The 13,289-nt window shown below is 65.6% G+C and carries 15 protein-coding genes; 2 read left to right on the top strand and 13 right to left on the bottom strand.

Annotation, left to right across the window (positions count from 1 at the left end; genetic code table 11):
- Window positions 1-9: 9 nt before the first annotated feature.
- From nuoI to R9J51_RS11045, 12 genes are all read right to left on the bottom strand, one after another.
- Window positions 10-495, bottom strand: coding sequence for an NADH-quinone oxidoreductase subunit NuoI (nuoI, locus tag R9J51_RS11100; protein ID WP_168554528.1), 486 nt, complete (start codon window positions 493-495; stop codon window positions 10-12).
- Window positions 492-1,538 carry an NADH-quinone oxidoreductase subunit NuoH gene (nuoH, locus tag R9J51_RS11095; protein WP_168554527.1) on the bottom strand — a complete coding sequence of 349 codons (1,047 nt, stop codon included), beginning with the start codon at window positions 1,536-1,538 and terminating at the stop codon, window positions 492-494. Before nuoH ends, nuoI begins: the two co-directional genes overlap by 4 nt.
- On the bottom strand, window positions 1,535-3,541 hold the full coding sequence (gene nuoG / locus R9J51_RS11090; protein ID WP_179504492.1) for an NADH-quinone oxidoreductase subunit NuoG: 2,007 nt from the start codon (window positions 3,539-3,541) through the stop codon (window positions 1,535-1,537). The genes nuoH and nuoG overlap by 4 nt, the downstream gene beginning before the upstream one ends.
- Window positions 3,541-4,836, bottom strand: a complete 1,296-nt coding sequence (nuoF, locus tag R9J51_RS11085) for an NADH-quinone oxidoreductase subunit NuoF (RefSeq protein WP_168554525.1) — start codon at window positions 4,834-4,836, stop codon at window positions 3,541-3,543. Before nuoF ends, nuoG begins: the two co-directional genes overlap by 1 nt.
- A gap of 3 nt (window positions 4,837-4,839) precedes the next feature.
- Window positions 4,840-5,508, bottom strand: coding sequence for a complex I 24 kDa subunit family protein (locus R9J51_RS11080; protein ID WP_168554524.1), 669 nt, complete (start codon window positions 5,506-5,508; stop codon window positions 4,840-4,842).
- Window positions 5,508-5,843, bottom strand: coding sequence for a nuclear transport factor 2 family protein (locus R9J51_RS11075; protein WP_168554523.1), 336 nt, complete (start codon window positions 5,841-5,843; stop codon window positions 5,508-5,510). Before R9J51_RS11075 ends, R9J51_RS11080 begins: the two co-directional genes overlap by 1 nt.
- Before the next feature lies 1 nt (window position 5,844).
- A complete protein-coding gene (locus R9J51_RS11070; RefSeq protein ID WP_168554522.1) occupies window positions 5,845-6,054 on the bottom strand; it encodes a hypothetical protein in 210 nt (69 codons plus the stop codon).
- The gene (locus R9J51_RS11065; RefSeq protein ID WP_179504491.1) at window positions 6,051-7,262 is read right to left on the bottom strand and encodes an NADH-quinone oxidoreductase subunit D; all 1,212 of its coding nucleotides are present in this window, start codon (window positions 7,260-7,262) and stop codon (window positions 6,051-6,053) included. Before R9J51_RS11065 ends, R9J51_RS11070 begins: the two co-directional genes overlap by 4 nt.
- Window positions 7,259-7,990 (bottom strand): NADH-quinone oxidoreductase subunit C, encoded by a 732-nt coding sequence (locus tag R9J51_RS11060; RefSeq protein WP_179504490.1) that lies wholly within the window; start codon window positions 7,988-7,990, stop codon window positions 7,259-7,261. The genes R9J51_RS11065 and R9J51_RS11060 overlap by 4 nt, the downstream gene beginning before the upstream one ends.
- Before the next feature lie 13 nt (window positions 7,991-8,003).
- The gene (locus R9J51_RS11055) at window positions 8,004-8,561 is read right to left on the bottom strand and encodes a NuoB/complex I 20 kDa subunit family protein (protein ID WP_168554519.1); all 558 of its coding nucleotides are present in this window, start codon (window positions 8,559-8,561) and stop codon (window positions 8,004-8,006) included.
- Window positions 8,558-8,932 (bottom strand): NADH-quinone oxidoreductase subunit A, encoded by a 375-nt coding sequence (gene ndhC / locus R9J51_RS11050; RefSeq protein WP_168554518.1) that lies wholly within the window; start codon window positions 8,930-8,932, stop codon window positions 8,558-8,560. The genes R9J51_RS11055 and ndhC overlap by 4 nt, the downstream gene beginning before the upstream one ends.
- A gap of 256 nt (window positions 8,933-9,188) precedes the next feature.
- Window positions 9,189-9,956 (bottom strand): prepilin peptidase, encoded by a 768-nt coding sequence (locus R9J51_RS11045; protein WP_432787391.1) that lies wholly within the window; start codon window positions 9,954-9,956, stop codon window positions 9,189-9,191.
- Window positions 9,957-10,155: 199 nt separating this feature from the next.
- Between R9J51_RS11045 and R9J51_RS11040 the strand changes: the two genes are divergently transcribed.
- On the top strand, window positions 10,156-11,352 hold the full coding sequence (locus R9J51_RS11040) for an acetyl-CoA C-acyltransferase (protein ID WP_168554517.1): 1,197 nt from the start codon (window positions 10,156-10,158) through the stop codon (window positions 11,350-11,352).
- Window positions 11,353-11,470: 118 nt separating this feature from the next.
- On the opposite strand, the gene R9J51_RS11035 is transcribed toward R9J51_RS11040, so the two are convergent.
- A complete protein-coding gene (locus R9J51_RS11035) occupies window positions 11,471-11,971 on the bottom strand; it encodes an SH3 domain-containing protein (RefSeq protein WP_248290265.1) in 501 nt (166 codons plus the stop codon).
- Window positions 11,972-12,209: 238 nt separating this feature from the next.
- On the opposite strand from R9J51_RS11035, the gene R9J51_RS11030 reads away from it, so the two are divergent.
- The gene (locus R9J51_RS11030) at window positions 12,210-13,238 is read left to right on the top strand and encodes a 2-hydroxyacid dehydrogenase (protein WP_168555464.1); all 1,029 of its coding nucleotides are present in this window, start codon (window positions 12,210-12,212) and stop codon (window positions 13,236-13,238) included.
- Window positions 13,239-13,289: the final 51 nt, after the last annotated feature.

The following is a 13,289-nucleotide window of genomic DNA, read 5'->3' as shown; positions in this document are numbered from 1 at the left end:
GCGCGCCCCTTACCGGTACGGTGCATCGGCTTCAAGGTTCGCGGCAATCGCCCGCTCCCACTTGTCCCCGTTCGCCAGAAGCTTGGCCTTGTCGTAGAGCAGCTCTTCGCGCGTTTCGGTCGCGTACTCGAAGTTCGGCCCTTCGACGATGGCATCGACCGGGCAGGCTTCCTGGCAAAAGCCGCAGAAGATGCACTTGGTCATGTCGATATCGTATCGGGTGGTCCGGCGGCTGCCGTCCTCACGCGGTTGCGCCTCGATCGTGATCGCCTGCGCCGGGCACACGGCCTCGCACAGCTTGCACGCGATGCAGCGCTCTTCGCCGTTGGGATAACGGCGCAGGGCGTGTTCACCACGGAAACGCGGCGAGAGCGGGTTCTTCTCGAACGGGTAGTTCACGGTCGCCTTGGGCCTGAAGAAATACTTCAGGGTCAGCCAGTGCGCTTTCACGAACTCCCAGAGGGTGAAGCTCTTGACGAGCTGTCCGACAGTCATGCGAAGTGTCCGGTAGCCATGAGGTAGCCGCTGACGAGGAACACGAACAGCAGCGAGACGGGCAGGAAGATTTTCCAGCCAAGGCGCATCAGTTGGTCATAACGGTAACGGGGCACCGTTGCCTTGACCCAGCTGAACACGAAGAAGCCGAAAGCGATCTTGAGGATGAGCCATATCCAGCCAGGGATCCAATAGAGGATCGCCAGTTCCACCGGCGGCAGGTAGCCACCCCAGAACAGCGTGGCGTTGAGCGCGCACATCAAGAGCACGTTGCCGTATTCGCCCAGCCAGAACAGCGCGAAAGCCATCGACGAATATTCGGTCTGATAGCCGGCGACGAGTTCGCTTTCCGCTTCGGTCAGGTCGAACGGTGCGCGCTGGGTTTCGGCCATGCTGGAGATGAGGAACATCACCCACATCGGGAACAGCAGCGGGCTGCACCAGAAGCCGTTGATGAAGCCAAGGCCAAAGCCGTGCTGCGCCTTGACGATATCGTTGAGGTTGAACGAACCGGCCCACAGCACCACGCAGATCAGGATGAAGCCGATCGAGACTTCATAGCTGATCATCTGGGCCGAGGCGCGCATCGCCGAGAAGAACGGGTACTTCGAATTCGAAGACCAGCCCGCGATGACGATGCCGTAAACCCCCAGCGACGAGATCGCGAGGATGTAGAGCAGACCGACGTTGATATCGGCCAGGATCGCGCCCGAATTAAACGGGATCACCGCCCAGGCCAGCAGCGCCACGGTGAAAGTGATGATCGGGGCGATCAGGAACAGGCCCTTGTTCGCCGCCGAAGGAATGATGGTTTCCTGCAGGAAGACCTTGAGACCATCGGCAAACGACTGGAGAATGCCGAACGGGCCAACCACGTTGGGGCCGCGACGCAGCGCCATCGAGGCCCAGACCTTGCGGTCGACATAGATCACCATCGCCACGGCGAGCATCACCGGCAGCGCGATAAGCAGAATGCCGCAGATCGTGGAGATGGCCCAGGCCGCCCCGAAGGGCAGGCCAAGACCTTGAAAGAACGCAGTCATTCCGCGGCCTCCGCCTGAAGTTCACCGTGGAGCAATTCGCTCGAACACCGCTGCAGCGTCGGGCTGGCCCGGCCGATGGCGTTGTTGAGGTAAGGGTCCTTGATCGGATAGCCGATCGTGCCCGAACAGGCCGCGGTGGCCGGGGCCGCCGGCAGCGCGCCGTAATCGGCCAGCCCTTCGACGCCCAGCGCTGGCACCTGCGCGATCATCGCGGCGCGCAGCTGCTCAAAGCTGTCGAAGCCGACGTTTACGCCAAAGGCATCGGCCAGCGCACGCAGGATCGTCCAGTCTTCGCGCGCTTCGCCAGGGGCGAACACGGCGCGTTCGGCAAACTGCACGCGGCCTTCGGTGTTGACGTAAGTGCCGTCCTTTTCGCTGAACGCGGCGGCCGGCAGGATCACGTCGGCGGCATGGGCCGCCTTGTCACCGTGGTGGCCGATGTGCACGATCATGCTGTCGGCAAACTTGGTCCAGTCGACTTCGTCGGCGCCCAGCGAGATCACCATCTTGGGCTTGGCCGCCGCCAGATCGGCAAGACCGCCAGCCTGGGCATAGCCCAGCATCAGGCCACCCATGCGCGAAGCGGCCATGTGCAGCACGTTGAAGCCGTTCCAGCCATCGCGCACCAGGTTGAAGCGCTCGGCAAAACCAAGGCCTGCTTCCAGCGCGCCCTTGGCCAGCGCGCCGCCGCCGATGATGATCGCCGGCTTGGCCGCCGCGCCGAAGGCGTCGGTGACGTCGCTCGGCAGGTCGAACAGCAGGCCGGCGTCTTCGCCCAGGAACGTGGCGGGATAGGTCGTATCCCACACCGGCCCGATCACGAAGACCTTGGCGCCGCGCTTGACCGCCTTGCGCAGGCGGGCGTTGAGCAGCGGGGCTTCGTCGCGGATCTGGCTGCCCACGATCAGGATCGCGTCGGCTTCCTCGATGCCGCCCAGCGTCGAATTGAACGCCACGGCCGCCAGGTTCGATGCGGTATAAGCGAGGCCCGTCTGCCGCCCTTCGAACAGCGAGGAACCGAGCGCACCGGCCAGTTCCTTGGCGGCGAACATGGTTTCGCAATCGACCAGGTCACCGGCGACCACCGCCACCGACGAGCCCGGATTGATCGAGGCAACGGCGGCAAAGGCTTCCGCCCAGGTCGCGGCCACCAGCTTGCCGTCGCGGCGCAGCCACGGACGGTCGAGGCGGCGGCGAGTCAGCCCGTCGACCAGGAAACGGCCACGGTCGGCCAGCCATTCCTCGTTCACGTCATCGTTGACGCGCGGGAGGATGCGCAGCACTTCGCGGCCACGGCTGTCGAGCCGGATGTTGGCGCCGATCGCGTCCGAAACGTCGATCGACAGCGTCTTCTTCAGCTCCCACGGGCGCGCTTCGAACGCATAGGGCTTGCTGGTCAGCGCGCCGACCGGGCAAAGGTCGATCACGTTGGCCGAAAGCTCGTGCTTGGCGGCCTTTTCCAGGTACGTGCTGATCTGCATCGTTTCGCCGCGATAGAGCGCGCCGATTTCGTCCACGCCGGCGATCTCTTCCGAGAAGCGCACGCAACGGGTGCAGTGGATGCAGCGCGTCATCGTCGTCTTGATGAGCGGACCCATGTACTTCTCGGTCACGGCACGCTTGTGCTCGTGATAGCGCGAGCCGCCGCGGCCATAGGCCACCGACTGGTCCTGCAGGTCACACTCGCCGCCCTGGTCGCAGATCGGGCAATCGAGCGGGTGGTTGATGAGGAGGAACTCCATCACCCCTTCGCGCGCCTTCTTGACCATTTCGCTGTCGGTGCGGATTTCCTGGCCCTCGGCCGCCGGAAGCGCACACGAAGCCTGCGGCTTGGGCGGTCCGGGCTTCACTTCGACCAGGCACATGCGGCAGTTGCCGGCAATGCTCAGCCGCTCGTGATAGCAGAAGCGGGGGATTTCCTTGCCGGCGAGTTCGCAGGCCTGGAGCACGGTGGCCCCGGCCGGAACGTCGAGTTCGACGCCGTCTACTTTGACCTTGGGCATTATTCTGCTGCCTCCCGGACATCGCCCGCACGATCGGCGATGCGACGTTCGATTTCGGGGCGGAAGTGGCGGATCAGGCCCTGGATCGGCCAGGCGGCCGCGTCACCCAGGGCGCAGATGGTGTGGCCTTCGACCTGCTTGGTCACGTTGAAGAGCATGTCGATCTCCTCCACGTCGGCATCGCCGGTGCGCAGGCGTTCCATCACGCGCCACATCCAGCCGGTGCCTTCGCGGCAGGGCGTGCACTGGCCGCAGCTTTCATGCTTGTAGAAGTACGAAAGCCGGCTGATCGCGCGCACGATGTCGGTGGACTTGTCCATGACGATGACCGCCGCGGTGCCCAGGCCAGAGCCGAGCGCACGCAACCCGTCGAAGTCCATCGGTGCGTCCATGATCTCGGCCGCCGGCACCAGCGGAACCGACGAACCACCGGGGATCACGGCCAGGAGGTTGTCCCAGCCGCCGCGAATACCGCCGCAGTGCTTCTCGATCAGTTCGCGGAACGGGATCGACATCTCTTCCTCGACCACGCAGGGCTTGTCCACATGCCCGCTGATCTGGAACAGCTTGGTGCCCTTGTTGTTTTCCCGGCCGAAGCTGGAAAACCATGCCGCGCCACGGCGCAGGATGGTGGGGGCAACCGCGATCGATTCCACGTTGTTGACCGTGGTGGGACAGCCATAGAGGCCCGCGCCGGCCGGGAACGGCGGCTTGAGGCGGGGCTGGCCCTTCTTGCCTTCGAGCGATTCGATCATCGCGGTTTCTTCGCCGCAGATGTAGGCGCCCGCGCCGCGATGGACGAAGACGTCGAAGTCATAGCCCGAACCGGCCGCGTTCTTGCCCAGCAGGCCCGCGTCATAGGCTTCGGCCACGGCGGCGAACAGCGTTTCGGCTTCGCGGATATATTCGCCGCGAATGTAGATGTAGGCTGCGCGCGCGCCCATCGCAAAGCCGGCCACCAGCGCGCCTTCGATCAGCTTGTGCGGATCGTGGCGGATGATTTCGCGGTCCTTGCACGAACCGGGTTCGGATTCGTCGGCGTTGATCACCAGGAAGCTGGGACGGCCATCCTTGGATTCCTTGGGCATGAACGACCACTTCATGCCGGTGGGGAAGCCCGCACCGCCACGGCCACGCAGGCCGGAGTCCTTCATTTCCTGGATGATCGCGTCACGGCCGCGCGCGATCAGGTCCTTGGTGTTGTCCCAATCGCCGCGCGCCTGGGCGGCGGCCAGGTTCCACGGCTGATAGCCGTAGAGATTGGTGAAGATGCGATCCTTGTCGGCAAGGGCCATGGCTTACCACTCCCCTCGGTAATCGTGGTTTTCGGAAACCATCGCCGTCAGCGAGGTCGGCCCGCCCACCGGTTCCACGGTGTGGCGGCCCGGCTCCTGCGTGCCGGTCTTGGGTTGGCGCCCGGCGGCGAGTTCGTCGAGGATATGCTCGATCCGCTCGGCCGTCAGGTCTTCATAGTTGTCGTCGTTGATCTGCACCATCGGGGCCGAGGCGCAGTTGCCCATGCATTCCACTTCGGTCAGCGTGAACAGGCCATCGGCCGTGGTGTGGCCCTTCTTGAGCCCGCGTTGCTTGCAGACCGCCAGGATGTCGTCCGACCCGCGCAGCATGCACGGCGTGGTGCCGCAGACCTGCACGTGGAACCGGCCGACCGGCGCGATATTGTACATCGTGTAGAAGGTGGCCACTTCGAGCACGCGGATGATCGGCATGTCGAGCTGCGCGGCGACGTATTCCATCACCGGCAGCGGCAGCCAGCCTTGCGTGTTTTCCTCGGCGCCGACCTGGCGCTGCGCCAGATCGAGCAGCGGCATGACCGCCGAACGCTGGCGGCCGGCGGGATAACGCGCGATGATTTCCTTGGCCTTGGCCGCGTTGGCCTCGGTCCAGGCAAAGCTACCCCAGCGCGCGCGCAGCTGCGGGGTATCGGGTTCGGGATGACGATCAGCCATTAGCGAATGAACTCCACGCGTGCGCACTTGTCGCCTTCGAAGCTGTAGACGGCAATCACGTCAAACGGCTCGGCCGCGGCAGAACGCCACACACGCTCGTGAAACACGACATAATTGCCCAGTTCGTTCGCGCCGATCACTTCGGCGCGGTTTTCCGGAAACTCGGCAAACATCTTCTTGAGGCCCTCGCGGGTGCCTTCCTTGCCTTCGCGCACCACCGCGCCGCGATAGCCCGCTTCGCAGGCATCATCGGTCATGTAGGTGACGTAGGTATCGGCATCCTGCGCGTTGTACGCCGCGATCATGGCCGTGGCGATTTCGGTCAGCCCCGCCATGTCAGCGCCTCCGGCTGCGACGAAGGGCGCGGCCGAACCACAGCCCCTGGCCGAAATGGAACAGTTCGAAGCCACCCACCGCGCTGGCCAGCATGGCCAGCGTTTCGGGGGCTTTGCCGGTCACCGCCAGGGCGATGAACCAGGCGGCCGTCAGCACCAGCCCGGTCAGGCAGGCGAGGATCGAAACCTGGTCGACCTGCGCGCGGCTCACCGGTCGCACTCCCCGAACACCACGTCGATCGCGCCCAGGATGGCGGTCGCGTCGGGCAGCATGTGGCCCTTCGACATGAAATCCATCGCCTGAAGGTGCGAGAACGCCGTGGGGCGGATCTTGCAGCGATAGGGCTTGTTGGTGCCGTCGGAGACCAGATAGACGCCGAATTCGCCCTTGGGGCTTTCGGTGGCGACATAGACTTCGCCGGCCGGCACGTGGAACCCTTCGGTGTAGAGCTTGAAGTGATGGATCAGGCTTTCCATCGAGCTCTTCATCTCGCCACGCTTGGGCGGGGCCACCTTGCGGTCGCTGGTCATGACCGGGCCTTCGGGCATCTGCGCCAGGCACTGCTTCATGATCCGGGCCGACTGGCGCACTTCTTCCACGCGCACCATCATGCGGTCATAGCAATCGCCCCGCGTGCCCACCGGAATGTCGAATTCCATGCGGTCATAGACGTCATAGGGCTGCGCCTTGCGGATATCCCAGGGGATGCCCGAACCGCGGATCATCGGGCCGGAGAAACCCCAGCGCACCGCGTCGTCCTTGCTGACAACGGCGATATCGACGTTGCGCTGCTTGAAGATGCGGTTGTCCACCACCAGGCTCATCGCGTCGTCGAACAGCTGCGGCAGGCGCGTATCGAGCCAGTCGGCAATGTCGGTGAGGAGCTTGAGCGGCACGTCCTGGTGCACGCCACCCGGACGGAACCAGGCCGCGTGCATGCGCGCGCCCGAGGCCCGCTCGAAGAACGTGAGGCAGTCCTCGCGGATTTCGAACAGCCACAGGTTCGGCGTCATCGCGCCCACGTCCATGACGTGGCTGCCGATGTTGAGCATGTGGTTACAGATGCGGGTCAGTTCCGCAAACAGCACGCGCAGGTATTGCGCGCGCAGTGGCACTTCCACGTTGAGCAGCTTTTCCACCGCGAGCACGTAGGAGTGCTCCATCGCCAGCGGCGAGCAGTAGTCCAGGCGGTCGAAGTAAGGCAGCGCCTGGAGATAGGTCTTGTGCTCGATCAGCTTTTCGGTGCCGCGATGCAGCAGGCCGACGTGCGGATCAATGCGCTCGATGATTTCGCCGTCCAGCTCCATCACCATGCGCAGCACACCGTGCGCGGCCGGGTGCTGGGGACCGAAGTTGATCGTGTAGTTGGTGATGACCTCGTCGCCGGTGGTGGGCGACTGTTCGAGCGAGAAGCTCATGCCTTGTCTCCCGCGGGCTTGGTCGCTTCCTTGTTGGCAGCAGCGCCGGCGCCGGTCTGCGCCGGGGTGGGCGTGTCCTTGGGCGTGGCCACGGGCGGCGGCGGCGCGGCCTGGGCCGCCTTTTCGTCACCCGGCAGCACGTAGTCCGCGCCTTCCCATGGGCTCATGAAGTCGAACTGGCGCAAGTCCTGGGCCAGGCGCACCGGCTCATAGACCACGCGCTGGTCTTCCTCGGAATAGCGCAGCTCGACATAGCCGGTCAGCGGGAAGTCCTTGCGGAACGGGTGCCCCTGGAAGCCATAGTCGGTGAGAATGCGGCGCAGGTCGGGGTTGCCCTCGAACAGCACGCCATACATGTCGTAGACTTCGCGTTCGAGCCAGCCGGCCACCGGCCACAGCGTGGTGACCGTAGGCACCGGCGTCGTCTCGTCGGTGCGAACCTTGACGATCAGGCGATGGTTGCGCGTCAGCGAGAGGAGGCAATAGACCACCTCGAAGCGATCGAGCCGCTGCGGATAGTCCGCCCCGGCAATTTCCATCAGCTGCTGGTATTCGTGCTCGTCACGCAGGGTGCGCAGCACGGTCTCGACGGAATCGCGTGCCACCAGCAGCACGATTTCGCCGTGCTGCTCCTTGGCTTCGATCACCTGGTCGCCCAGCGCGGCAACCAGCGTGTCCTTTACCCCGTCGAAGGGGGCATAGCGCGGCGCGGAATGCAGAATGGCCATGTGCCCTACCCTCTCAACGCTCGAGCGTGCCGACGCGGCGGATCTTCCGCTGCAACTGCATCACGCCATAAAGCAGCGCTTCGGCAGTGGGCGGGCAACCCGGCACATAGATGTCGACCGGCACGATGCGATCGCAGCCGCGCACCACCGAATAGCTGTAGTGGTAATAGCCACCACCGTTGGCGCACGAACCCATCGAGATGACGTACTTGGGGTCCGACATCTGGTCATAGACCTTGCGCAGCGCCGGGGCCATCTTGTTGCACAGCGTGCCGGCCACGATCATCACGTCGGACTGGCGCGGCGAGGCGCGCGGGGCAACGCCGAAGCGCTCCATGTCATAACGCGGCATGTTGACGTGGATCATTTCCACGGCGCAGCAAGCCAGGCCAAAGGTCATCCACCAGAGCGAGCCGGTGCGCGCCCACTGGAACAGTTCCTCGGTCGAGGTGACGAGAAAGCCCTTGTCCGAAACTTCGGCGTTGATGCTTTCGAAAAACGCCTGGTCGGGTGCCACGATGGGCGATCCGGCAACTGGCGAGACAGCAGGGGTGGTAGCCATGTGGTTCATTCCCAATCCAGCGCGCCCTTTTTCCAGGCGTAGATATAGCCGAGCACCAGTTCCGCCAGGAAGACCATCATGGTCGCCCAACCGGCCCAACCGGTCTGCTTGAGGCTCACCGCCCAGGGGAACAGGAACGCTGCCTCCAGGTCGAAGATGATGAACAGGATCGCCACGAGATAGAACCGCACGTCGAACTGGCTGCGCGGGTCTTCAAAGGCGGGAAAGCCGCACTCGTATTCGGCCAGTTTGTCCGCCGTGGGGTTGTAGGTGCCCGTCAGGCGGGCTGCCCCCATCGGCAGAAAAACGAAAGCCGTCGAAAGCGCGAGCGCGATCCCGAGAAAAATCAGGATCGGCAGATATTGGATGAGGTCGACCAAGGGGCTGACTCGCGATGGAATGCACTTGGCACGGGGCACTAGTCCCCCCTTGGCGCATGTGCAAGTGGGGTGCAGCGCAATAAAGGGGATTGACCGCGCCCATTTGGGCAAGACCGTGACAATACCGAGGCAAAAACCCCCCGATTTCGCCCGAAAGCCTGCGATCGCACGGCGGCGATGCCGCAACGCGAGACGCCCTTGCACGAATTGCGCACACGATTGCATGAGACGCAAGCCAGTTGGCGGCGCGCGGTGCCTACCGGAGCAGGAACACCGGCCAGGCGCCAAGCGCCATGAAGGTGCCCAGCGGCAGGGCGGTCTGCGCATCGATCCGCTTGCCCGACAGGTGCAGCACCAGTGCCACGGCCAGCCCCAGCAGCGCGGCCACCAGCAAGACATGCACCACGCCCAGCGGGCCCACCCAGGCACCGATCGCGCCCAGCAGCCAGGGGTCCCCCCCGCCCAACCCTTCACATCCGCGCGCCTTGCGATAGGCCCAGGCGACGCTGCCCAGCATGGCATAGCCCAGCGCGGCGCCAAGCAGGGCCGGCACCAGCGCGTCGGCGCCCTGCCACAGCGCAAGCGCGAGGCCGCTTGCCGCCAGGGCCGCAGTCAACCGCCAGGGCAGCCACAGGCAGCGCGCGTCGAGCAGCGCCAGCAGCAGCAGTTGCCAGCCCAGCGCCAGCGCCGGCACGATCAAGCCATCCGGCGCCCACCAGGCCAGCGCGCCAACCACGGCGCCGCCCGCCTCGGCCGCCAATTGGCCCCAGCCGATAGATACGTCGCAACGCCGGCACCGCCCGCGCAGGGCCAGCCAGGACACGATCGGGACAAGCTCCGCCGCGCGCAGTTGCCGGTGGCACCGGTCGCACGCCGATGCGCCGTGCACGATCGAGCGCCCTGCGGGCAACCGCACTGCCACCGTGCCCAGGAACGAGCCGACGATTGCCCCCAATATGGTGCCGATTGCCAAGGCCAGTTCCCATGGCAGCCCCAGCGCGACGATCTGAGCCGGAATTTCCAAGTTTTGCCCCCGCTTGCCCCGCCGCCTCGGCCCGGACCAAGGCGCGCGACAATGCTGCAATGCGTCATGAAACGGCAATGTGACGCCGCCTTCAATTGCAATCGCCCCGCCTGCTCTCTACATCGGCGCAGGCAACGACAAGATTCCGCCGCCCGACCGCTGCCGTGGCGGCTGCTTAGCACAGGAAGGACCTGTTACCATGGCCCAGTTCTCCGCCGCCGATCCGATCGTCATCCTCGGCTATGCCCGCACCCCGATGGGCAGCATGCAGGGCGCGCTCGCCGACGTCGCCGCGACCGATCTTGGCGCGACCGCCGTCAAGGCCGCAGTGGCCCGCGCCGGCGTGGACGGCAGCGATGTGGAACGTGTCTACATGGGCTGCGTGCTGCCCGCTGGCCTGGGCCAGGCGCCCGCGCGCCAGGCCGCGATCAAGGCCGGCCTGCCCAAGTCGGCCCAGGCCACCACGGTCAACAAGGTCTGCGGCTCGGGCATGCAGACGGTGATCATGGCATCCGAAGCCCTGGCGGCCGGCAGCATCGACGTGGCCGTTGCCGGCGGCATGGAATCGATGACCAACGCCCCCTACCTGCTCAAGAAGCACCGCTCGGGCGCGCGCATCGGCCACGATACCGCCTATGACCACATGTTCCTCGACGGCCTTGAAGACGCCTATGAAGCTGGCCGCGCCATGGGCACGTTCGCCCAGGACACCGCCAACGACTATGGCCTGACCCGCGAAAACCAGGACGAATACACGATCGAATCGCTGCGCCGTGCCAAGGCCGCGATCGACGAGGGCGCGTTCGTGGAAGAAATCGCGCCGGTGACGATCAAGACCCGCGCCGGCGAAGTGACGGTGGACACCGACGAAGCCCCCAGCAAGGCCCGCCCCGACAAGATCCCGGCGCTCAAGCCCGCTTTTGCCAAGGATGGCACGATCACCGCGGCCACCTCGTCCTCGATCTCCGACGGCGCGGCAGCCCTTGCGCTCACGCGCCAGAGCGTGGCCGATGCCAAGGGCCTCAAGCCGGTGGCCCGCATCGTTGCCCTGGCCGCCCATGCCCAGGAACCCAAGGACTTCACCACGGCCCCGGTCGGCGCGATCAACAAGGTGCTGGAAAAGGCCGGCTGGAGCGTGGACGACGTCGACCTGTTCGAAGTGAACGAAGCCTTTGCCTGCGTGGCGATGTTCGCCATGCACGACCTGGGCATTCCCCATGCCAAGGTGAACGTCCACGGCGGTGCCACGGCGCTCGGCCACCCGATCGGCGCTTCGGGCGCACGCATCATCACCACGCTGCTCGCGGCGCTCAAGCGCCACGGCAAGACCAAGGGCATTGCCAGCCTGTGCATCGGCGGCGGTGAAGCCACGGCACTGGCTGTCGAATTGATCTGATTTGAAATCAGGGGGGTGGGCGATGCATCACCCCCCAACCCCCTCCTCTTCGGACGAAGGGGACAGGGATGGTGGAAGCCTCAAGAAGCGGCGGAAACCCCGGCAATCCCCGAAATGATCAGGGCGTGCCCGCGCCCCACAGCGCATCTTGCGCCACGAAGCCCCGGCGACCGTCGACGTCCACCGGGCACCAGCCGTCACGGCATTCCCCCAGCATCGCCTGCACGCCGGGCGCCGCGCGCCACAGCACCGGGCCGCTGCCATCCTTGTTGGCGCGGATTGCGGTGATCGCACCTTTCACCAGCGCGGTGCGGGTACGGCTGAGGAATTGCGCCAGCACCCAGCCGCGCGCGCCATCGGGGTCTTCGATCAGGCGCCAACCGCCCATCACGCGCAGCACTTTGACCGGCAGGCCGTGCCGCACATAGACCCAGTTGATGCGATATTCGCGCCCCGGGCCAACGCGCATGTTGGTCTCATCCTTGGCGAGCGAGGCCCAGTAACGGGCGTTGCCGTCGTCCGCCGCCTGCAGCCGCGCCGGTTGCCCGGCCAGCCCCGCGGCGCCGCCCAGGATGGCAAGCGCGACGGCCCCTCGGATCATGAAGCGAAACTGGATCACGGTAAGACTTCTCCCGCCCCACGGCGGGGCGCGCAACGCCCCTGCGATACAGGATTGATCGCCAAGGGCAACCACCGCGGCAACCGTCTCGTCGCATGCATCCGGCGCTGTCCCCGGCGGATCGCGGCGCAGTGGCGCGAGATTGGGGCAGATGCGCCCATGTCCGGCGCAATGCCAGACCATGTTCGACCATGTCCGGCTTGACCGGCCATGCCCCATGGGCATAGCCATGGTGGCGATGAGCCAGCACGCCCGCCCGCAAGATTTGCGCCTGACGCGCCGCATCGACGGCAAGCCTCGCGTTGTCGTCACCCGCCGCCTGCTGCCCGAAACCCAACGCCGCATGGCCGAATTGTTCGACGTGACGTTGAACGCCGATGATCGGCCAATGTCGCGCCAGGCACTGCTGGATGCGGTATCGCAAGCACAGGTGCTCGTCCCCACAGTGACCGACGCCATCGACGCCGATCTGATCGCCGCAGCCGGCCCTGGCCTTGGCCTCATTGCCAATTTCGGCGCAGGGATCGAGCATATCGACCTGGCCGCCGCCCGCGCGCGCAAGATCATCGTCACCAACACGCCCGGCGTGTTCACCGACGACACCGCCGACATGACGATGGCGCTGATCATTTCCGTGCCCCGCCGGCTGACCGATGGCGAGCGGGTGATCCGCGAGCAGACGTGGGAGGGCTGGTCGCCTTCCAGCCTGCTGGGCCACCGGCTCGGCGGCAAGATGCTGGGCATCGTGGGCATGGGCCGAATCGGCCAGGCCGTGGCCCTGCGCGCCCGCGCCTTTGGCCTGGCGGTGGTCTATCACAACCGCCACCGGCTGCCCCCCGCGGTCGAAGCGGCGCTGGGCGCGCGCTATGAACCCGATCTCGATGCCCTGGTGCGCGAGGCGGACATTCTCTCGCTGCACTGCCCGCACACGGCCGAAACCCACCACCTGATCAACGCCCGGCGCATCGCCATGATGAAGCGGCACGCCTATGTGGTGAACACCGCGCGCGGCGAACTGATCGAGGAAGCCGCCCTGGTCGCGGCACTGGAAGCGGGGGCCATTGGCGGGGCCGGGCTCGATGTCTTTGCCCACGAACCGCAAGTCGATCCGCGGCTGCGCCGCCTGCCCAATGTCGTCCTGCTGCCGCACATGGGCAGCGCCACGTTCGAAGGGCGCCTGGCCTCGGGCGACAAGGTGATCGCCAACATCCGGTTCTGGGCCGATGGCCATCGGCCACCCGATCAGGTCATCGAAGGCTGGGCCTGAAGCCCCCTTCGCCAGGGCGCTAACCATTTTGGATTTGTCAAAGACTTGGGC

This window comes from Novosphingobium rhizosphaerae, assembly GCF_050920675.1.
Classification (GTDB): Bacteria; Pseudomonadota; Alphaproteobacteria; order Sphingomonadales; family Sphingomonadaceae; genus Novosphingobium; species Novosphingobium rhizosphaerae.
The sequence above is the reverse complement of the archived record's forward strand: the minus strand, read 5'-3'. Positions and strand labels throughout refer to the sequence as shown.